The 19,979-nt window shown below is 70.5% G+C and carries 22 protein-coding genes; 1 reads left to right on the top strand and 21 read right to left on the bottom strand.

Translation table 11 applies throughout. The features are described 5' to 3' along the window. Window positions 1–42: 42 nt before the first annotated feature. From ABD327_RS30805 to ABD327_RS30715, 19 genes are all read right to left on the bottom strand, one after another. Window positions 43–843: an SAM-dependent methyltransferase gene (locus ABD327_RS30805; RefSeq protein ID WP_344455713.1), complete on the bottom strand. Its 801-nt coding sequence runs from the start codon at window positions 841–843 to the stop codon at window positions 43–45. A 147-nt stretch (window positions 844–990) separates the two neighbouring features. Further along, window positions 991–3,339, bottom strand: coding sequence for a RelA/SpoT family protein (locus tag ABD327_RS30800; RefSeq protein WP_425547264.1), 2,349 nt, complete (start codon window positions 3,337–3,339; stop codon window positions 991–993). Window positions 3,340–3,458: 119 nt separating this feature from the next. Continuing rightward, a complete protein-coding gene (locus ABD327_RS30795; RefSeq protein ID WP_344455711.1) occupies window positions 3,459–3,977 on the bottom strand; it encodes an adenine phosphoribosyltransferase in 519 nt (172 codons plus the stop codon). Window positions 3,978–4,058: 81 nt separating this feature from the next. Further along, window positions 4,059–5,198, bottom strand: a complete 1,140-nt coding sequence (gene secF / locus ABD327_RS30790; protein ID WP_344455708.1) for a protein translocase subunit SecF — start codon at window positions 5,196–5,198, stop codon at window positions 4,059–4,061. Further along, window positions 5,198–7,003, bottom strand: a complete 1,806-nt coding sequence (gene secD / locus ABD327_RS30785; protein ID WP_344455706.1) for a protein translocase subunit SecD — start codon at window positions 7,001–7,003, stop codon at window positions 5,198–5,200. Before secD ends, secF begins: the two co-directional genes overlap by 1 nt. 31 nt (window positions 7,004–7,034) lie before the next feature. Continuing rightward, window positions 7,035–7,439: a preprotein translocase subunit YajC gene (yajC, locus tag ABD327_RS30780; RefSeq protein ID WP_344455704.1), complete on the bottom strand. Its 405-nt coding sequence runs from the start codon at window positions 7,437–7,439 to the stop codon at window positions 7,035–7,037. Between the two features lie 133 nt (window positions 7,440–7,572). Further along, window positions 7,573–8,649 (bottom strand): Holliday junction branch migration DNA helicase RuvB, encoded by a 1,077-nt coding sequence (gene ruvB, locus ABD327_RS30775; protein ID WP_344455702.1) that lies wholly within the window; start codon window positions 8,647–8,649, stop codon window positions 7,573–7,575. Further along, entirely contained in the window at window positions 8,646–9,254 is a 609-nt protein-coding gene (ruvA, locus tag ABD327_RS30770; RefSeq protein WP_344455699.1) for a Holliday junction branch migration protein RuvA, read from the bottom strand. Before ruvA ends, ruvB begins: the two co-directional genes overlap by 4 nt. Further along, the gene (gene ruvC, locus ABD327_RS30765) at window positions 9,251–9,772 is read right to left on the bottom strand and encodes a crossover junction endodeoxyribonuclease RuvC (RefSeq protein ID WP_344455696.1); all 522 of its coding nucleotides are present in this window, start codon (window positions 9,770–9,772) and stop codon (window positions 9,251–9,253) included. The genes ruvA and ruvC overlap by 4 nt, the downstream gene beginning before the upstream one ends. A gap of 89 nt (window positions 9,773–9,861) precedes the next feature. Further along, complete coding sequence (locus ABD327_RS30760; protein ID WP_344455694.1) at window positions 9,862–10,620, bottom strand: YebC/PmpR family DNA-binding transcriptional regulator; 759 nt, start codon at window positions 10,618–10,620, stop codon at window positions 9,862–9,864. 5 nt (window positions 10,621–10,625) lie between these two features. After that, the gene (gene pdxT / locus ABD327_RS30755) at window positions 10,626–11,243 is read right to left on the bottom strand and encodes a pyridoxal 5'-phosphate synthase glutaminase subunit PdxT (RefSeq protein WP_344455691.1); all 618 of its coding nucleotides are present in this window, start codon (window positions 11,241–11,243) and stop codon (window positions 10,626–10,628) included. A gap of 82 nt (window positions 11,244–11,325) precedes the next feature. Next, window positions 11,326–11,937, bottom strand: coding sequence for a DUF6928 family protein (locus tag ABD327_RS30750; protein WP_344455689.1), 612 nt, complete (start codon window positions 11,935–11,937; stop codon window positions 11,326–11,328). A 93-nt stretch (window positions 11,938–12,030) separates the two neighbouring features. Continuing rightward, complete coding sequence (gene pdxS, locus ABD327_RS30745; protein ID WP_425547263.1) at window positions 12,031–12,942, bottom strand: pyridoxal 5'-phosphate synthase lyase subunit PdxS; 912 nt, start codon at window positions 12,940–12,942, stop codon at window positions 12,031–12,033. A 98-nt stretch (window positions 12,943–13,040) separates the two neighbouring features. Further along, entirely contained in the window at window positions 13,041–14,075 is a 1,035-nt protein-coding gene (locus ABD327_RS30740) for a DUF3048 domain-containing protein (RefSeq protein WP_344455685.1), read from the bottom strand. A 48-nt stretch (window positions 14,076–14,123) separates the two neighbouring features. Beyond that, on the bottom strand, window positions 14,124–14,651 hold the full coding sequence (locus ABD327_RS30735; RefSeq protein ID WP_344455683.1) for a LemA family protein: 528 nt from the start codon (window positions 14,649–14,651) through the stop codon (window positions 14,124–14,126). Beyond that, window positions 14,648–15,790 carry a glycosyltransferase family 4 protein gene (locus tag ABD327_RS30730; RefSeq protein WP_344455681.1) on the bottom strand — a complete coding sequence of 381 codons (1,143 nt, stop codon included), beginning with the start codon at window positions 15,788–15,790 and terminating at the stop codon, window positions 14,648–14,650. Before ABD327_RS30730 ends, ABD327_RS30735 begins: the two co-directional genes overlap by 4 nt. Beyond that, on the bottom strand, window positions 15,787–16,692 hold the full coding sequence (locus ABD327_RS30725; RefSeq protein WP_344455679.1) for a phosphatidylinositol mannoside acyltransferase: 906 nt from the start codon (window positions 16,690–16,692) through the stop codon (window positions 15,787–15,789). Before ABD327_RS30725 ends, ABD327_RS30730 begins: the two co-directional genes overlap by 4 nt. After that, window positions 16,689–17,300, bottom strand: coding sequence for a phosphatidylinositol phosphate synthase (gene pgsA / locus ABD327_RS30720; protein ID WP_344455844.1), 612 nt, complete (start codon window positions 17,298–17,300; stop codon window positions 16,689–16,691). The genes ABD327_RS30725 and pgsA overlap by 4 nt, the downstream gene beginning before the upstream one ends. A gap of 70 nt (window positions 17,301–17,370) precedes the next feature. Then, entirely contained in the window at window positions 17,371–17,937 is a 567-nt protein-coding gene (locus ABD327_RS30715) for an HIT family protein (RefSeq protein WP_425547262.1), read from the bottom strand. Between the two features lie 193 nt (window positions 17,938–18,130). Between ABD327_RS30715 and ABD327_RS30710 the strand changes: the two genes are divergently transcribed. Beyond that, window positions 18,131–18,763 carry an Asp23/Gls24 family envelope stress response protein gene (locus tag ABD327_RS30710; RefSeq protein ID WP_344455677.1) on the top strand — a complete coding sequence of 211 codons (633 nt, stop codon included), beginning with the start codon at window positions 18,131–18,133 and terminating at the stop codon, window positions 18,761–18,763. Window positions 18,764–18,798: 35 nt separating this feature from the next. Here the strand turns inward: ABD327_RS30710 and ABD327_RS30705 are convergent, their stop codons facing one another. Both ABD327_RS30705 and ABD327_RS30700 read right to left on the bottom strand, forming a co-directional pair. Further along, the gene (locus ABD327_RS30705) at window positions 18,799–19,320 is read right to left on the bottom strand and encodes a hypothetical protein (RefSeq protein WP_344455675.1); all 522 of its coding nucleotides are present in this window, start codon (window positions 19,318–19,320) and stop codon (window positions 18,799–18,801) included. Between the two features lie 44 nt (window positions 19,321–19,364). Continuing rightward, the gene (locus tag ABD327_RS30700; RefSeq protein ID WP_344455673.1) at window positions 19,365–19,961 is read right to left on the bottom strand and encodes a TetR/AcrR family transcriptional regulator; all 597 of its coding nucleotides are present in this window, start codon (window positions 19,959–19,961) and stop codon (window positions 19,365–19,367) included. Between the last annotated feature and the right edge of the window lie 18 nt (window positions 19,962–19,979).

The raw sequence follows: 19,979 nt of genomic DNA, 5'->3' as shown, positions 1-19,979 counted from the left end.
GCTCCCCGCCGCTTCGGCGTTCACCGGCCTTCCGGCGCGGATTCACTTCTTGAGAGCGACCCCGCAGTAGGCGTCGACCTCGGCGGGCAGGCCCCACGGGTTCTCCTCGGGCCGCCAGTGCGAGACCGAGACCACACCGGGCTCCAGCAGTTCCAGCCCGTCGAAGAAGAGAGCGATCTGCTCGGGGGTGCGCAGCTTGTAGTGGTAGCCGCCCTCCTCGTCCCGGATCTTCTCGGCCTCTTCCGCCGCCTCGGCGTCGACGGTGTTCGTGCCGTCCTCCAGCACCAGGTAGCTGCCGGGGGCCAGCGGCTCCAGCAGCCGCCTCAGGATGTCCCGGGCCTCCTCGTCGTCCCAGACCATGCCCAGGACGCCCAGGATGCTGAGCGCGATCGGCCTGCCGAAGTCCAGGGTCTCGGCGGCCCGCTCCAGGAGCCGCTCGGGCTCGCGGGCGTCGGCGTCCAGGTAGGCGCACGCGCCCTCGGGAGTGCTGGTCAGCAGCGCCTGGGCGTGGACCAGCACCAGCGGGTCGTTGTCGACGTAGACGATGCGGGACTCGGGCGCGATCCCCTGGGCGATCTCGTGGGTGTTGCCGGCGGTCGGGAGCCCGGTGCCGATGTCCAGGAACTGGCGGATCCCCACCTCGGACGTCAGGTGGCCGATCGCGCGGGTGAGGAACCCCCGCGTGTGCCGCGCGACGTCCCGGGTCGCCGGGTAGGCCTGCAGGATCTGCTCGCCGAAGACCCGGTCGGCCTCGTAGTAGTCCTTGCCGCCCAGATAGTAGTTCCAGACCCTGGCCTGGTGCGGAACGGTCTCATCGATCTTGAAACCCGGTGGCGGCGTCACTGTCACGGCTCCTGCGGAGAAGGCGGTGGGAAATCAGGCCGTCCGAATCCGGCCAGGATCCAAAATACGCCGTTCAGACCCGACAGGTAGGCAGTTTGTTGATCTTTCCTGACCATCTTCACAGAAACCCCCATTTCGGGGGGCGGGTCAGCTCGCTCCGTTGTTGACGCGGTAGACGTCGTAGACGCCGTCTATGGTGCGGACCGCCTTCAGGACGTGGCCCAGATGCTTGGGATCGCCCATCTCGAAGGTGAACCGGCTGGTGGCGACGCGGTCGCGGGTGGTGGCGACGGTGGCCGACAGGATGTTGACGTGATGGTCCGACAGCACCCGGGTGACGTCCGACAGGAGCCGGGGCCGGTCCAGGGCCTCGACCTGGATGGCGACCAGGAACACCGAGTCCTCGCCGGGCGACCACTTCACGTCGATCAGGCGGTCGGGCTGGCTCCGGAGCTGCTCGATGTTGACGCAGTTGGTGCGGTGCACCGAGACGCCGCTGCCGCGGGTGACGAACCCGAGGATGTCGTCGCCGGGAACGGGCGTGCAGCAGCGCGACAGGCGGACCCAGACGTCGGGATCGCCCGCCACCATCACGCCCGGGTCGCCGACGGGACCCGCGCGGCGGGCCCGGCGCTTGGTCGGGATGGCCAGCTCGGCCAGGTCCTCGTCCGCGCTCTCCACCCCGCCCAGCGCCTGGACCAGTTTCTGCACCACGGCCTGGGCCGAGATGTGGCCCTCGCCCACCGCGGCGTACAGGGCCGAGACGTCCGGATAGCGCAGGTCGCGGGACAGGGCCAGCAGCGCCTCCCCCGACATCATGCGCTGCAGGGGCAGGTTCTGCTTGCGCATCGCGCGGGCGATCGACTCCTTGCCGGACTCGATCGCGGTGTCCCGGCGCTCCTTGGAGAACCAGTGCCGGATCTTGTTGCGGGCGCGGGCGCTCTTGACGAAGCCCAGCCAGTCGCGGGACGGGCCCGCGTCCTGCGCCTTGGAGGTGAAGATCTCCACCGAGTCGCCGTTGTCCAGGGTCGACTCCAGCGGCACCAGCCGCCCGTTGACCCGCGCCCCGATGGTGCGGTGGCCGACCTCGGTGTGGATGGCGTAGGCGAAGTCGATCGGGGTCGCCCCCTGGGGCAGCGCCATGACGTCGCCCTGGGGCGTGAAGACGAAGACCTCCGAGACCGAGAGGTCGAAGCGCAGCGACTCCAGGAACTCCGCCGGGTCGGCGGTCTCCTTCTGCCAGTCCAGCAACTGGCGCAGCCACTGCATGTCGGCGGCCTTGCGGCCGGCCACGGTCTCCTCCTTGTACTTCCAGTGCGCCGCGACGCCGTACTCCGCGCGCCGGTGCATGCCCCAGGTGCGGATCTGCAGCTCCACCGGCTTGCCCTCGGGGCCGATCACCGTGGTGTGCAGCGACTGGTACATGTTGAACTTCGGCATCGCGATGTAGTCCTTGAACCGGCCGGGGACCGGGTTCCATCGCGCGTGGATCGAGCCGAGGGCCGCGTAGCAGTCGCGGACGCTGTCCACCAGCACCCGGATGCCGACGAGGTCGTAGATGTCCTCGAACGAGCAGTCCCGGGCGATCATCTTCTGGTAGATCGAGTAGTAGTGCTTGGGCCGGCCGGTGACGGTCGCCTTGATCCGCGCCTCGCGCAGGTCGGCCGAGACGTTCTCGATGACCTCCTGCAGGAAGACGTCGCGGCGCGGGGCGCGCTCGGAGACCAGCCGGGCGATCTCCTCGAAGCGCTTGGGGTAGAGGGTGGCGAAGGACAGGTCCTCCAGCTCCCACTTGAGGGTGTTCATGCCCAGGCGGTGGGCGAGCGGAGCGAAGATCTCCAGCGTCTCGCGGGCCTTCTTCTCCTGCTTGTGGCGGGGCATGTAGCGCAGGGTGCGCATGTTGTGCAGCCGGTCCGCCAGCTTGATCACCAGCACCCGGATGTCCCGGGCCATGGCCACGACCATCTTGCGCACGGTCTCGGCCTCGGCGGCGTCCCCGTACTTGACCTTGTCGAGCTTGGTGACGCCGTCGACCAGCGCGGCGATCTCGTCGCCGAAGTCCGAGCGCAGCTCCTCCAGGGTGTAGGAGGTGTCCTCCACCGTGTCGTGCAGCAGCGCCGCGCACAGCGTCTCGGTGGACATGCCCAGCTCGGCCAGGATGGTCGTCACGGCCAGCGGATGGGTGATGTAGGGGTCGCCGCTCTTGCGCTTCTGGTGGCGGTGGTGGTGCGCCGCCACGTCGTAGGCGCGCTCGATCAGCCTTACGTCCGCCTTCGGGTGCGTGTTGCGGACCGTCTTGATCAGTGGTTCGAGCACCGGATTCATGATGGGACCGCGCTGGGCGCCCAGCCTGGCGAGCCGTCGACGAACCCTGGCCGCGGACGGGGGGATGGACGACGAGGCCGCCGAGGCGCTCGCCCCCGAGGACGCCGGACGGCTCGTCGCCTCCGGCGCGGCCTCATCCGGACCTGGGCCGCCGTGGACGGGCGTGCTCACGCGCGTTCCCGTCCCAGCCGTCTCACCGGGCACCCAGCCTCCTCGTCGTCGAACGATTCCCTGGTAAAAACCCAGTGTATCGGGAACCTTCGGACTGTTGACCGAAAGTCTCTTTAAGGTCAGACCACGACCAGGGAGTGGACGGGAAGATCCACGAACCGGTCCCGCCCGTTCAGGAAGGTGAGTTCCATCAGCACGCTGAGACCGTGGACCTCGGCACCCGCCCGGCGGACCAGCGAGGCGGCCGCCTCCGCGGTGCCCCCGGTCGCCAGCACGTCGTCGACGATCAGGACGCGGTCTCCGGGCTCGAAGGCGTCCCGGTGAACCTCGATCGTCGCGGTGCCGTACTCCAGATCATAGGTCTCGGCGTACGTCTCCGAAGGCAGCTTTCCCGATTTACGGACCGGAACGAGTCCCGCGCCCAGCTCCAGCGCCACCGGAGCGGCCAGCAGGAAGCCCCTGGCCTCCAGGCCCGCCACCTTGTCCACCGGACCGGCCTGCTCGGCGATGGCGGAGATCACGGCCTGGAAGACGGCGGCGTCGTGCAGCAGGGGGGTGATGTCCTTGAACAGGACTCCCGGCTGGGGGTAGTCGGGAACGTCCCGGATCAATGCGCTGATCCTCTGTTGCAGGGACATGGGGGTCTTTCTTCCTTCCTCATGACGGAAGGTGCATGATCGCGTCCGCGGACCGATCATGCACCTTCCGGGTGGTGTTCGTCAGGAGCGCCTGTCGCTCCGGGTGCCCTTCTTGGGCTGCTTGCGCGTCCCGGTCTGCACGACCTTGACCGCGGTGGCGGACCCGGAGTCGGGCTCGGCGATCGCCTCGTCCGCGTCCTCGTCGTCGAGACCCGCCTCGGAGCCCTCGACGTCCGCGTCCCCCGCGTTCTTCTGGCGCTTGGAGCTGGACTCCCGGCGCGCGACGTTCTCGCGCAGCTTCGTGTACAGGGGCTCGCGCTCCTTGAGCTGCACCAGCATCGGGGTCGCCACGCAGATCGAGGAGTAGGTGCCCACGATCATGCCGACGAACAGGGACAGCGCCAGGTCCTTCAGGGTGCCGGCGCCCAGCAGGGTCGAGCCGATGAACAGGATCGAGGCCACCGGCAGGATCGCCACCAGGGTGGTGTTCAGCGAGCGCACCAGGGTGCTGCTGAGCGCCTGGTTGGCGGCCTGGCTGTAGGTGATCTTCGACCGTTCGTTCAGCGGCTTGGTGACCTCCTTGATCATGTCGAACACGACGACGGCGTCGTACAGCGAGTACCCGAGGATGGTCAGGAAGCCCAGCAGGGTCGCCGGAGTGACGTGGAAGCCCGACCAGGCATAGATGCCCGCGGTGATGATCAGGTCGTGGAGCAGCGCGACCATGGCCGCCAGCGCCATCCGCGACTCGAACATCACCGACAGGTAGATCACGATCAGGATCATGAAGACGATCAGCGCCTGCCAGGCCTTCTCGCTGACGTCGCCGCCCCAGGTCGAGCCGACCTGCTGAGAGCTGATCTCCTTCTCCGGGATGCCCAGCTCTTCGCTGACGTGCTGCTCCACCTGCGCGATCTCGCCGCTGGTCAGCTCGCTGGTGGTGACCCGCCAGTTGCTGCCGGCCTTCTGCACGATCGACTCGGCGCCGGTCTGGCTGTCCACCGACTCGCGGACCTGCTCGATGGAGGCCTTGGGGGCGTTGACCGTGAACACCGAGCCGCCGGTGAACTCCACGCCGAAGTTCAGGCCGCGGACCAGCAGGCCGACGATCGAGAAGAGGACCAGCAGGGCGGAGATGGAATACCAGAGCTTCGGACGGCCGACGATGTCGGCGGCGATGTCACCGCGGACGAACCGCCGGATGACGCTTGAGAACGGCATCAGGCCTCCTGGTGCTTCGTCGCGCGGAAGTGCGGAGTGGGCTTGCTCAGCTGGATGGAGTCCAGCCCCGACCACTTGTGCCCGGTCGCGAAGAACTTACGCCGGGCCAGTACGGCGACCAGCGGCTTGGTGAAGAAGAAGACCACGACCAGGTCGATCAGGGTGGTCAGGCCCATCGCGAAGGCGAAGCCCCGAATGCCGCCGACGGCCAGGAAGTACAGCACCAGCGCCGCCAGGAACGTCACCGAGTCGGCGACGATGATGGTGCGCCGCGCCCGGGTCCAGGACGATTCGACCGAGGGTCGCAGCGAGCGGCCGAGTTTGAGCTCGTCTCGCAGCCGCTCGAAGTAGATGATGAACGAGTCGGCGGTGATGCCGATCGAGACGATCAGACCGATGATGTGCGGCAGCGAGAGCCGGAATCCGAGGTTCTCGCCCAGGATCACCACCGACAGGTAGGTGATCGCCGCGGCGATCCCGAGGCTGAGCACCGCGACCAGGCCGAGCGCCCGGTAGTACAGGAAGCAGTACAGCACCACGAGGATCAGGCCGATCCCGCCGGCGATGAGGCCGCCGCGCAGCTGGTCGGCGCCGAGCGAGGAGGAGATCGACTCGACGGTGCGCTTGTCCTCGGGGAACTTCAGCGGCAGCGCGCCGTACTTGAGCACCTGGGCCAGGCCCTCGGAGTACTCCTGGTTGAAGTCGCTCCCGCCGGAGATGCTGGCGGTGCCGCCCAGGATGGCTCCCTGGTTGATCGAGGGGGCCGACATGACCTGGCCGTCCAGCACGATCGCGATCTGCGCCTCGGGCGAGTAGGGGTTGCTCTGGTAGGCCTGGTCGGCCTCCTTGGTGAGCTGGCCGAACTGCTCGGCGCCCTTCTTCTTGAACTGCAGGGCCACCTCCCAGCCGTTCTGGCCGGTCTGCGAGTTCGGCGGCTGGGCCGAAGCCTGGTCGACCTCGGTGCCGTGCACCCGGGTCGGGCCGAGGATGTACTTGTAGGAGCCGTCCGTCTCGCAGGACACCACGTACTTGGCGTTCGCGTCGTCGGCGCCCGGGACCTTGGTGCCGTTGGGCCCGCAGTTCGTCGCCTTGTAGAGCGCGACGACCTTCTTGTCGTCGACCTTGGAGAAGTCCTCTCCGGCATCGCCGGCGGCGTCCTCGTCGGCGCTCTCCGCGTCGTCCTTCTTGTCGTCGGACTTCTCGGGAGAGGGGGTCTTGCTGGGCGAGGATCCGGGGCTCGCGGTCGGCTCGGCCACCAGGGACCCCGACAGGGCCCGGTTGTTGCCCGAGGGCTTCGCGCTCGGCTCGGCCGAGGGGCCGGGCGGCGTGACGGCCGGGCTCCGCGTGGGGCTGACGGTCGGGTCGGCCGCGGTCGGATCGGCCGCGGTCGGCTCCGCGGTGGGCGCCAGGGCGGTCGAGCCGACCCCGGTCACCAGCACCTGGCGGAACTGCAGCTGGGCCGTGGTGCCGACCAGATCGATGATCTGCTTCTGGTCGTTCTCGTCGCCGGGCACGGAGACCACGATGACGTTGTCGCCCTGCTTGGTGACCTCGGCGTCGGTCAGGCCCGACCCGTTCACCCGGTCACGGATGATCTTGATGGCCTGGTCCATCTGCTCCGCGGGAGCGTTCTTGCCGCTCTCGGTCTGCGCCGTCATCGTGACGGTCGTGCCACCCGCGAGGTCGAGGCCGAGCTTGGGAGTCGACGTGCCCTGCAGGAACATCACGCCGGTCAGCAGCCCGAGCACGGCGAAGAGCACCACGAGCGTACGGACCGGGTTGGGGACGTTTCGGTTGGACGCCACTGGTCGTCAATTCTTCCGTAGGGGGCCTTCGTCAGGCCTTGTCGACTGCCTGCGAGGACTCGGAGGCGGGTTCACCGTCCTTGGACTTGGACAGGTCGACCGAGCCGGACTCCTCCTCGGCGGGCGCCTCGTCCTCGTCGACGTACTCGGCCTCTTCCACCACGCGCGCGACGGCCCCGGCCAGAAGGCGGATCTCGACGCCCTCGGCGATCTCCAGCAGGAGGTCGCCCTCGTCGTTGTCCAGGACGGTGCCGTAGATGCCGCCCGCCGTCACGATGCGGGTCCCGGGCTGCAGGCTCTGCTGCATCTTCTGCTGTTCCTGCTGGCGCTTCTTCTGCGGTCGGATCAGGAAGAAGTAGAACGCCACCGCGATGAGGATCAGCGGGAGAAAGGAGGCGAGCGCATTACCCTGCTGCTCTGCTGCGAGAATCGACATATCGTCCTGTTTCTGGTCTTTTGGTCAGGCTGGTTACCGGCGGCCAAGTCCCGGAGTGTAGAGATTGGAAGTCCCACCGGCAAAGACGTGACGACTCAACCCGCCCCGAAGTTCCCGGAACTCAGCGGTCAGGCTAGTCGGGTTCGGTGTCCACGTCGAACAGCGCGCCCGTGGCGGGCGCGGCGCCCGTACCGGTGGGTAGCCCCGCCGACGGAGGCGGCGTCAGCCCCAGGTGCTCCCAGGCGGCGGCGGTCGCGACCCGGCCGCGGGCGGTGCGGGCCAGCAGGCCCTGGCGCACCAGGAAGGGCTCGGCCACGACCTCCACGGTCTCGGGCTCCTCGCCCACGCTGACCGCCAGGGTCGACAGGCCCACCGGCCCCCCGCCGAACTTGGTCAGCAGGGCGCGCAGCACCGCGCGGTCCAGCCGGTCCAGGCCCTCCTCGTCCACCTCGTACAGCTTCAGGGCGGCCCTGGCCAGCTCCCTGGTGACCCGCCCGTCGGCCCTGACCTCGGCGTAGTCGCGCACCCGGCGCAGCAGCCGGTTGGCGATCCGGGGGGTGCCGCGGGAGCGGAAGGCGACCTCGGCCGCGGCCTCGTCGTCGATCCGCACGCCCAGCAGCCCGGCCGAACGGCGGACGATCACCTCGAGCTCGGCCGGCTCGTAGAAGTCCATGTGAGCCGTGAAGCCGAACCTGTCGCGCAGCGGGCCCGGCAGCATGCCGGCCCGGGTCGTCGCGCCGACCAGGGTGAAGCGGGCGATGTCCAGCGGGATCGCGGTGGCTCCCGGGCCCTTGCCGACCACCACGTCGACCCGGAAGTCCTCCATCGCCAGGTAGAGCATCTCCTCGGCGGGGCGGGCCATCCGGTGGATCTCGTCGAGGAAGAGCACCTCGCCCTCGCTGAGCGTGGACAGCACCGCGGCGAGGTCCCCGGCGCGCTCGATGGCCGGACCCGAGGTGATGCGCAGCGGCTTGCCCAGCTCGGCGGCGATGATCATGGCGAGGGTGGTCTTGCCCAGCCCCGGGCCGCCCGACAGCAGCACGTGGTCGGGGGTCCTGCCCCGGCGCAGCGCGCTGTGCAGCACCAGGGAGAGCTGCTCGCGCACCCGCTCCTGGCCGATGAAGTCGTCGAGCTGCTTGGGCCGCAGCGCGGCGTCGATCGCCTGGTCCTCGACGCTCTGCTCGGCGGAGACGAGCCGTTCCTCGTTCACGGGCGGCTCAGCTTCCGCAGGGCCGCCTTGAGCAGCTCGGGAATCGGGGGCACCTGCTCGCCGTCCAGCTCGTCGGCGACCGCGGCGACCGCGGCGTCGGCGTCGCGGGCGGCCCAGCCGAGGCTCTGCAGGCCGGCGGCCACCTGCTCGCGCCACGGCTGCACCCGCTGCCGCGGCACCTGCTCGTCGGCGGCGGCGCCGACCGGCATCCCCAGCTTGTCCTTGAGCTCCAGGATGATCTTCTGGGCGCCCTTGGGGCCGATGCCGGGCACCAGGGTCAGCGCGCGGGCGTCGCCGGTGGCCACGGCCCGCCGGATCGCGTTCGGGCTGTGCGTGGCCAGCATCGCCAGCGCCACCTTGGGCCCGACCCCGCTGGCCGTCTGCACCAGCTCGAAGACCACCCGCTCGTCGTCGTCGGCGAAGCCGTAGAGGGTCAGCGAGTCCTCGCGCACCACCAGGGAGGTGGCCAGCCGGGCCTGCTCCCCCGGCGTGAGCGCGGCGGCGGTGTGCGGGGTGCACAGGAGGGACAGGCCCACCCCGCCGACCTCCAGCACGGCGCCCTCGGCCCCGGTGGAGTCCACCCGGCCGCTGATGAAGGCGATCATCGCCTGCCTCCCGTTCCTCGCCGGGCCGCGGCCAGCCTGGCCTGGGCCCCTCCCCGCCACACATGGCAGATCGCCAGCGCCAGCGCGTCCGCCGCGTCCGCAGGCTTGGGCGCGGCGCTCAACCGCAGCAGCCGGGTGACCATCAGGGTGACCTGCGCCTTGTCCGCCCGGCCGCTGCCGGTGATCGCGGCCTTGGCCTCGCTGGGAGTGTGCGTGGCGACCGGCAGGCCCCGCCGGGCCCCGCAGAGCATCGCCACCCCGGCGGCCTGCGCGGTGCCGATCACCGTGCTGACGTTGTGCTGGGCGAAGACCCGCTCGACGGCCACCGCCTCGGGCGAGAACTCCTCCAGGATCCGCTCCAGGCCCTGCTCGATGAGCAGGAGGCGTTCGGCCTGGTCCAGGTCGGCGTCGGTGCGGATGACCCCGACGTGCACCAGGGTCAGCGGCGCGCCGGGAACCCCTTCCACGACGCCCACTCCGCACCGGGTGAGCCCCGGGTCCACTCCCAGCACCCGCAACCGCCACCCCTGACCATCGTCCGAACACCAGTTCGCAGAAAACCCTACCGCGCCGCGCGCGCCCGTGGCGCGGACGGCGCGGGGGTCGATCAGTCGTCCTCGTTCAGCTCCGCGAGCACGCTGTCGCTGACGTCGAAGTTGGCCCAGACGTTCTGCACGTCGTCGCTGTCCTCCAGCGCCTCGATCAGCCGGAAGACCTTGCGGGCGCCCTCGGCGTCCAGCTCGATCTGCATGGTCGGCAGGAAGGAGCTCTCCGCCGACTCGTAGTCGATCCCGGCCTCCTGGACGGCCTTGCGGACGGTCAGCAGGTCGCCCGCCTCGCAGACCACCTCGAAGTTCTCGCCGAGGTCGTTGATCTCCTCGGCGCCCGCGTCCAGCGCCGCCATCATGACGTCGTCCTCGGTGGTGCCCTCCTTGGGCACGACCACGACGCCCTTGCGGTTGAACATGTAGGACACCGAGCCCGGGTCGGCCAGGGAGCCGCCGTTGCGGGTCAGCGCCACGCGCACCTCGGAGGCGGCGCGGTTGCGGTTGTCGGTGAGGCACTCGATGAGCACGGCCACGCCGCCGGGCGCGTAGCCCTCGTACATGATCGTCTGCCAGTCGGCGCCGCCGGCCTCCAGGCCGCCGCCGCGCTTGCGGGCGCGCTCGATGTTGTCGTTGGGGACCGAGTTCTTCTTGGCCTTGTAGATCGCGTCGAACAGGGTCGGGTTGGACTCGGGGTCGGGACCGCCGACCCTGGCCGCGACCTCGATGTTCTTGATCAGCTTGGCGAAGAGCTTGCCCCGCCTGGCGTCCAGGGCCGCCTTCTTGTGCTTGGTCGTCGCCCATTTGGAGTGGCCGGACATGCTCTCTACTCCTCGTCCTTCGTCTGACGCACCAGCTCGGTGAAGTAGCGGTGCACGGTGTGGTCCCCGGTGAGTTCGGGATGGTAGGCGGTCGCCATGAGACGTCCCTGCCGGACCGCGACGATCCTATGTTCTGCTCCCGCGTCGGGGCGATGAGGACGTTCGACGCGTCCGAGGACCTCCACCCCCTCACCGACGGATTCCACCCAGGGGGCCCGGATGAAGACCGCCTCCAGCGGGCTGCCGTTGAACTGAATCGTAGACTCGTAGGAGTCCACTTGGCGACCGAAGGCGTTGCGGCGCACCGTCATGTCGATGCCGCCGAGGGTCTCCTGGCCGGCCGCGCCGTCCACGATCCGGTCGGCCAGCATGATCATGCCGGCGCACGAGCCGTAGGCGGGCAGCCCGGCCTCGAGCCGCTTGCGCAGGGGCTCCAGCAGGTCGAAGGCGCGCAGGAGCTTCCACATCGCGGTGGACTCCCCGCCGGGGATCACCAGCCCGTCGAGTCGGTCCAGCTCGTCGGCGCGGCGGACGGCCAGGGGGTGCGCGCCGCAGGACTCCAGGGCGCGGGCGTGCTCTCGGACGTCGCCCTGCAGGGCGAGCACACCGATGATGACGGACAAGACAGGGACCTCTCAGGTTGGACTTCAGTGTAGAACGCCGCACCGGGTCCGCGATCTTCCCTCGCCCTCGGGTCCCCGGCCGCTAGGCCAGGCGGAACCGCCGCACCGGCAGTTCCAGGGGCAGGAAGCCGTCGTCGCCCCGGACGGTGAGATCGTGGCCGAACAGGTCGGCGGCGAGGGCGAGCCCGTACTCCTCGGGGCCGAAGGGCAGCGGCACGTCCGCCTCCCTCGCCTCGATCGCCTTCCAGTAGGGGGACTCGGGCGGCAGCGGCTCGCCCTGGTCGACGACGACCCCGTCCTCCGCGGTCAGGTAGACGTCCCGGACGAGGGAGCCCTCGCGGTAGCGGCGGAACCAGCAGCCCCGCGCCTCGCTGTGCAGGACCAGGACTCCGCAGCCGGAGCCGGGCAGGACCGAGGCGATCGTGTCGGCGATGCCCCGCGCCCCCTCGTCCAGGCCGCACAACCGCCGGTCGCAGACGAGCAGCGCGCCGTCGTAGACGCCGATGAACAGCTCGTCGTCGTAGGGCCACAGCGCGAAGTCCAGGACGGTCCGTCCCGCGTCCTCGACCACCGCGGCCGGATACAGCCGCCGCGCCAGCTCCAGCGCCGCGCCCTCGTCGTTCTCCAGCCCGGGGCGGAAGACCCGCCCCGGCTCGCCGATGCTCGCGCACGCGAACGCCGCAGACCAGCCCATGCCCCGCCCCTCCCGGCCGAACGCCCGCCCCTGAACGGCCGCGGTAAGCGTAACCCCTCGGCCACCGCCGGTGGGAGGGGTTACCGCCGCTCGTTACCAGCCGCGCCCGGCGAACTTCTCCGACTCCTGCAGGGAGCCCACGTTGATGCCGACCATGGCCTCGCCCAGCCCGCGGGAGACCTTGGCGATGACGTCGGGGTCGTCGTGGAAGGTGGTGGCCTTGACGATCGCCTCGGCCCGCTTGACCGGGTCGCCGGACTTGAAGATCCCGGAGCCCACGAACACGCCCTCGGCGCCCAGCTGCATCATCATCGCGGCGTCGGCCGGGGTGGCGATGCCGCCGGCGGTGAACAGCACGACCGGCAGCTTCCCGGCCCGCGCCACCTCCTTGACCAGGTCGTAGGGGGCCTGCAGCTCCTTGGCCGCGACGTACAGCTCGTCCTCGGGCAGCGAGGACAGGCGGCGGATCTCGTCGCGCAGCTGGCGCATGTGGGTGGTGGCGTTGGAGACGTCGCCGGTGCCGGCCTCGCCCTTGGAGCGGATCATGGCGGCGCCCTCGGTGATCCGGCGCAGCGCCTCGCCCAGGTTGGTCGCGCCGCAGACGAAGGGGACGGTGAAGGCCCACTTGTCGATGTGGTTGACGTAGTCGGCGGGGGTGAGGACCTCGGACTCGTCGATGTAGTCGACGCCGAGGGCCTGCAGCACCTGGGCCTCGACGAAGTGTCCGATCCTGGCCTTGGCCATGACCGGGATGGAGACCGCGTCGATGATCCCGTCGATCATGTCGGGGTCGCTCATGCGGGAGACCCCGCCCTCGACGCGGATGTCGGCGGGGACCCGCTCCAGCGCCATGACCGCGACGGCCCCCGCGTCCTCGGCGATCTTGGCCTGATCGGGCGTGACCACGTCCATGATCACCCCGCCCTTGAGCATCTCCGCCATACCGCGCTTGACACGTGCGGTGCCGAGGGCGGGAGTGTTGTCGGCAGGGGAAGTGGTAGTCACGGGTTGTTCCTTTGAAAGGTCGGCGAAACGGGCGTCTTCCATGATATTGCCTGCTCCCCACCGGGCTCGACCCGCACCCTGTGGAAATGAGGATTTCATCACGGCACGACAGGTTTGTCCTTGTTGACCAGCACCACCCAGACCTGGCCGGGGGCGAAGGTCATCCGCTCGCCCCCCTCGGTGGTGAAGACGGTGCCCTTGCGCCGCGACGGGCGCGACCAGGTGCAGTCGTAGGCCTTGCCGTCCCGCAGGACGAGGGCCTTGCCCCTGCCGGTGGTGTGCAGCAGCGGAGTGTAGGAGCCCAGGAAGTCGTGGAACTTCGACCGGGTGGTCCTGACGTACTGGATCACGATCGTCCGGCCGCCCAGGACCCCGCCCTCCGCGGCGGTGTTGACGGTGCCGTTGTGGGAGCTCAGCCAGCGCTTCTGCCTGGCCGACCATCTGAAGGTGAGGCTCTCGGCCGGCCACCGCGCGGTGAACTGCTCGAGGGGGCGCCCGCCTTCGGGCGCGGGCCCGAAGCGGAAGCCGATGTCGCGGGCGCGGCCGGCCTTGCGCGCCTGGCGCAGAAAACTTCGGGGGTCGCCGAAGAGGTTGTAGGGGGCGTAGCGCCCCCCCGAGCGTCCTCCGCCGTAGCGGAAGTAGCCCCCGGCCCCGTTGTCCTGGGAGACGTCGATCAGGTCGGCCTCGCGGATCATGGGCTTCATCTTCGACTGGACGCCGGAGAAGGCGAACACGGGGCTGCGGAACTGGTCGAGCAGGTGCAGGTCGGAGATCCTGGCGCTGCGGACGGGCCCGACCCTCTTGGGGAACTGAGAGCAGAAGACCGCCATGATCCGGGTCTCACCGCCCTCGACCTGCTCGACGTAGACGATGTCGGCCGAGCGCAGCCCCTCCTGGGGGTGGGCGGGGCCGGTGTTGTCGACCTTGACGGCCAGGACCTTGTTCCGCAGCCCCTTCTTCCCGCCGTTGAAGGGGTGGTAGCCCAGGCCCGTCGGGGTGGGGGTGGGCGTAGGTGTCGGCGTACCCGCCTGGGGGGTGCTCTTCGGCTTCTCCTCTCCGGAGGAGCAGCCGGCGGCCCCGAGGACCAGTCCCGCCATGGTGAAGGTGAAGCCGCGCCGTGAAACACGCTGCACAGGTACTGCCTCTCGCCCCGACGACATGCCGCGACGAAGATACCGGAATTACAACACTTCGGGCGGAACGTCGTCGATCTCAAAGAACTCCGGCAAAGGCGCATGTCCGGCGAGGGGCAGGACCCGGGCCAGCGGCCTGCGGCGCGCGATCCTCGTCGTGGCCACGGCGTCGTTGTAGAAGCGGCGGGCGAAGGCGACCTTCTGCGCCGCGGTCTCCAGCTCCTCCAGGAGGGCGTCGCCCTCCCGCTCCACGGCGCCGCGGAAGCCCGGCTGCTCCAGCACCGCCCGCAGCGCCCGCGACAGGTCGCTCTCGGCGAACTCGCGCTGCTCGGGATCGGCCGTGCGCGCCTGGTGGGCCGCGGTGGCCAGCACCAGGCTGGTGGCCGGGTCCAGCACCCGGGAGGCGGCCAGCTCCAGGGAGACCGCGGCCCGGCGCACCAGCGCCGCGTCCAGCCCCGCCCTGGCCAGGTCCACCCGGGCGTGCAGCCGGTCGAGCCGGCCCGCCCGCCAGGACAGGTAGGTGCTGAGCAGGAAGAGCGCCAGGAGGACGACCAGCAGGTCGAGCAGGAGGTTCATCGCGGGGCCGACTCCACCACTCCGACCGCGCCGACCACGACCGTCTCGTAGACGTGCAGCACGTCGCGGGCGACAGTCGACCAGTCGTAGGCCCGCACCGCGGTCCGAGCGGCCTTGGACAGCTCCTTGCGCCGCGCCGGGTCGTCCAGCAGCGCCCCCGCCTCCGCCGCCAGCGAACCGGCGTCGCCGGTGGTGAACAGCGCCCCGGCCCGGCCGTCCTGCAGCACGCGGCGGAACGCCTCGATGTCGCTGGCCAGGATCGGGGCCCCGGACGACATCGCCTCGGTGAGCACGATGCCGAAGCTCTCCCCGCCCAGGTTCGGCGCGACGAACACGTCGACCGAGTGGTAGGCGCGGATCTTGTCCTCCTCGCTGACCATGCCCAGCACCACGACCCGGTCCCGCAGCTCGGGCGAGACCTTGGACAGCACGTCCTCGGCGTCGCCCGGACCGGCCACCAGCAGGCGCAGGCCCGGCCGTTGCCTGCCGAGCGTCTCGAAGGCCGTCAGCAGCACCTGCAGGCCCTTGCGCGGCTCGTCCATGCGGCCGAGGAAGCCCAGGGAGCCCCCGTCGTCCCTGCTGTCCCAACCGGGCAGCGGTTCGGCCGACGCGTACCGCTCGGTGGCGACCCCGTTGGGGATGAGGACGGCGTCGCCGCCCAGATGCTCCACCAGGGTGTTGCGGGCGGCCTCCGACACCGCGATCCGGCCGGTGATCTTCTCCAGGGCGCTCTGCAGGATCGGCGCCGAGACGGTGACCGCGCGGGACTTCTCGTAGGAGGCGTGGAAGGTCGCCACGATCGGCCCGTCCGCCGCCCAGCAGGCCAGCAGGCCCAGGCTCGGCGCGGCGGGCTCGTGGATGTGCAGGACGTCGAAGCCGCCCTCGCGGATCCAGCGGCGCACCCTGCTCGCCGACAGGAAGCCGAACGCCAGCCGGGCCACCGAGCCGTTGTAGGGCACCGGCACCGCCCGGCCCGCCGCCACGACGTAGGGGGGCAGCACGGTGTCGTCGTCGTCGACCGGTGTGATCACCGACACCTCGTGGCCCAGCGCCAGCAGCGCCTCGGCCAGATCGCGGATGTGCTGCTGCACTCCGCCGGGGACGTCCCAGGTGTAGGGACAGACGATGCCGATCTTCAAGACAGATCCTCCACCCAGACCTTCTGCAGCATGTGCCAGTCCGCGGGGTGAGCGGAAATGCCCTCGGCGAAGGCGTCGGCCAGCGACTGGGTCATCGCGCGGGTGCGGGCCTTGCGGTCGCCCTCCCCGGGATCGGGGATCTCCTCGTGCACGCGCGCGCCCCAGCCGTCTTTTTCATACCACAGGGTGACCGGCAGGAGGGCGGCGTTCGTCTGGACCGCCAGGGCGGCGGGCCCGCCGGGCAGCCGGGCCGGGCCGCCGAAGAAGTCGACCTCGATCCCGGTGGCGGTCAGGTCCCGGTCGGCCACCAGGCACACCACCTTGCCCTCGCGCAGCCGCCGCGCCAGCACGCCGAAGACCGACACGTCGCTTCCGGTCAGCGGCAGGATCTCGAAGCCCAGGGACTCGCGGTAGGCGACGAAGCGCTCGAAGAGCGACTCGGGCTTCAGCCGTTCGGCCACCGTGGTGAGCGCGCGCCCCCTCAGCACCAGCCAGGCCCCGGCGTGGTCGTAGTTGCCCATGTGCGGGAGCGCCACCACCACTCCCCTGCCCTCGCCGAGGATTCTTTCGATCTGCTCGTAGCCGGTGATGTTCATCCCCGAGACGATGCGCTCCTCGCTCATGACGGGCAGGCGGAAGCTCTCCAGCCAGTAGCGCAGGTAGGAGCGCATGGCCTCGCGGCTGAGCCGGCGCACCCTCGGATCCTGCGGCGGGACGCCGAGCACCCGGGCGAGGTTCTTCTCCAGCTGCCGGACGCCCTTGCCCCGCTTGGCCCACGTGCGGTCCGCGATCCGCCGGAAGAGGCGGCGGGCGGCTCCCTCGGGCATGTGCTTGACGGCCGTCCAGCCCAGCGCGTAGAGGTTGTCGAAGGCCTTGTCCCGGAGTTCGGCCGCCCCGCTCACGAGGCGACCCGGCCGGCGGACTGCTGGTGGACGACGTGGAAGCGCTGCGCGACCGTGACGGTGCTGAGGACCGCCAGCAGGCTCAGGCCGACGTGCAGCGCGTAGGGGACGCCCAGCCCGTGCAGGCCCGCCGCGACCAGGCTGATGACGAGCCGCTCCGAGCGCTCGGCGATGCCGACGTCGCAGGTGAGGCCCAGGCCCTCGGCCCGCGCCTTGGCGTAGGAGATGACGACCCCGGCGACCAGGCAGAACAGGGCGAGCCAGGACAGCAGCGCGTTGTCGCCCGCGCCGGTGAACCACAGGATCAGCCCGGCGAAGATGGCGGCGTCCCCGACCCGGTCCATGGTGGAGTCCAGGAAGGCGCCCCAGGTCCCGGTCTTGCCGGTGATCCGGGCGACGGCGCCGTCGAACATGTCGAAGAAGACGAAGGCGGTGATCGCGACGGTGCCCCAGAACAGCTCGCCCCGCGGGTAGAACAGCAGCGCACCGGCGGCGACGCCGACGGTGCCCGTCACGGTGATCACGTTGGGGGTGACTCCGGTGCGGGCGAGCGTCCTCCCGATCGGGGTCACCACCTTGGCGAGCGCGGGCCGCAAGCGGTTGAGCATCTTCGTCCAAACCATCGATTGCAGGGCTCCGCCATCGTAGTGGCTGCCCCGGGGCCCGGGGGTCCGGCGCTCAGTCCTCGGGCCAGGCCTCCGCGAGGAGGGCGCGGGTGTCGCGCAGCAGCTGGGGCAGCACCTTGGTGCGGCCGATCACCGGCATGAAGTTGGTGTCGCCGCCCCAGCGCGGGACGACGTGCTGGTGCAGGTGCGCGGCGATGCCCGCCCCCGCCACCGTGCCGAGGTTCATGCCGACGTTGAAGCCGTGCGCCCCGCTGGCCTTGCGCAGCGCCCCGATCGCCCGCTGGGTGAACCGGGCGAGCTCCAGCGTCTCGTCGTCGTCGAGCTCGGAGTAATCGGCCACGTGGCGGTAGGGGCAGACCATGAGGTGCCCCGTGTTGTAGGGGTAGAGGTTGAGGACCGCGAAGACCGAGGCGCCCCTGCGGATGACCAGGCCGTCCTCGTCGGCGCCCTTGGGGATCTCGCAGAACGGGCAGCCGTCGCCCTCCCCCGGGCCGGTCGGCTTGTTCTCGCCCTTGATGTAGGCCATCCGGTGCGGGGTCCACAACCGCTGGAAACCGTCCGGTGTGCCCGTGCCCTCCTGCTCCTCGGCTTCGGAGGACCTGTCAGACGGCTCCCTCACCACGGCCACGCCCCTTTCTCAGCACCAGGCCCGCTCAGGATAGGCGGGACGGAGGCGGAGCCGGAAACCGGGCGTACAAACTTAACTTTTAGCAACAAAGAGCAGGAAAAACGCACTTGTCTGGCGTATCCCGGCCACGCTCCGCCAAGATGGCAGACACCGTACCCGGCGGCGCCCCAGTCAGGAGACCGCGATGCCCGATCTCGACCCCCTCTACTCCAGCAACGGCACCGGCGGCGAGCACCGGCACGAACCGCGGTCGGCGATGCCCTTCTTCCCCGCTCCCCCCGCCACGCCGGCTCCCTCCGGCGGCCTCAGCGCGACCCTCCCGCCGCCGCTGCGCGGCGAGGTCCTGCCCGGCGGCGCGGGACCGGTCCCGCAGAGCGCGCCGCCCGCTCCGGTCCAGCCGCCCTCCCCCGCCCCGGAGAGCGCCCCCGTGGAGCCCGCCGCCCGCGGCGCCTCCGTCAAGGGCCAGATCAGGATCGAGGACGAGGTCGTGGAGAAGATCGCCGCCCTGGCCGCGCTGGAGGTCTCCGGGGTCGCCTCGCTCGGCGGCGGGCGGGAGGCCTCCGAGACCATGGAGGAGGTCCGCCGGCGCATCGGCGGCGACGGGCGCCGCGAGCCCGGGGTGCGGGCCCGCGTCACCGGCGAGGAGATCTCCCTGGAGCTCGCCCTGGTCGTGGAGTACGGCAGCGTCGTCATGGACGTCGCCCGGACGGTGAAGAACAACGTGGCCAGGAGCGTGGGGGTCATGCTGGGCATGAAGGTCTCCTCGGTCGACGTGACCGTGGAGGACGTGCGGATGCCGGGCTCCGTCCACGCCTGAACCCGTCCCGCCCGCGGGTCACCCCGCCCGGACGCTCACTTGCGCTGGAGCTCGCACTCCACCTCGCCCGTGCGGCCCATCACCGTCAGGCCGACCTTCTTGATGGCCTGGGACGAGACGTCCTCGAACTTGAAGACATGCGGGGTCGGGTCGCCGGAGGTGGTGTAGCTCTGCGCGGCGGGCTCGCCGTTGACCGGCACCACGATCGCGCGGACCGCGCCGAACCCGGTGTAGACGACGGTCACCTCGATGCCCTTTCCGGCGCGCTTGTAGTACGCCGACTTGGTGCCGCAGGGCCCGTTCCCCCTCGGCTGCTGCTCCGTGACGCCCTTCCCCGGGTCGAGCGCGGTGAACGGGTTGTCCTCCTGGTCGCCGGCGCTCCCGGTCGTGCCCGGAACCGGCTGCGCGGGCGCCGTGGGCCCGGGACGCGCCGCGGTCGGGGCGCCGTCGTCCATCAGCGGCCACAGCAGGACGCCGACCGCCGCCAGGACGAGAAGCGCCGTGATCGCGTAACCGGAGCTGCGGAGCACCCGGTGCATCAGAGGGCTCTCCGGCATGGGCGCTCCCACAATCGTTACTAGGGGGTAGGGGGTGATAGAGGCTACCGCACGGGGACGCCCAGGACCCGGGTCGCCATCAACGCGATCCGGCGGGCCGACTCCTCCGCCGTGCCCTGCGGGGTGACCAGGTAGCTGATGGTCACCCGGCAGACCATGTCGACGGCCAGGTGGACCGATTCGGGGTCCAGGTCCGGACGGTGCCGGGCCACCAGGTCGGTGAAGGTCTGCACCGCCATCACCAGCGGCGGGTCCTTCCTTCGGCGCAGCACGTCGACCAGTTCCTCGGCCGACCAGCCGAGCCTGGCGCTGGTGAGGATGCTGCGGAGCACCGGGTCCGGCGCGGCCTGGCGGAAGGTGTAGAGCACCCCTTCGACGACCGCCGCCTCGACGTCGTCCCGCTGGTCCAGCAGGCACTCGCTGAGCCCGGTCAGGTGCCGCTCGAACTCCCGGATCACCAGGGCCTCGCCGAGCGCGGCCTTGGAGCCGAACTCGTTGTAGGCGCTCTGCCTGCTGACCCCGGCCTCGGTCGCGACGTGGGCCACCCGCAGCCGCGGCCAGCCCCGGGTCTCGATCAGCAGGCGGGCGGCGTCCAGCAGGCGTTCTCTCACCGGGGGACGAGCGTCATGTGTCACCGTCACCCGGGGAATCGTACAAAG

The sequence above is a fragment of the Actinocorallia aurantiaca genome, assembly GCF_039533685.1.
GTDB lineage: Bacteria > Actinomycetota > Actinomycetes > Streptosporangiales > Streptosporangiaceae > Actinocorallia > Actinocorallia aurantiaca.
This window is presented reverse-complemented; position numbering and strand designations above follow the sequence as displayed.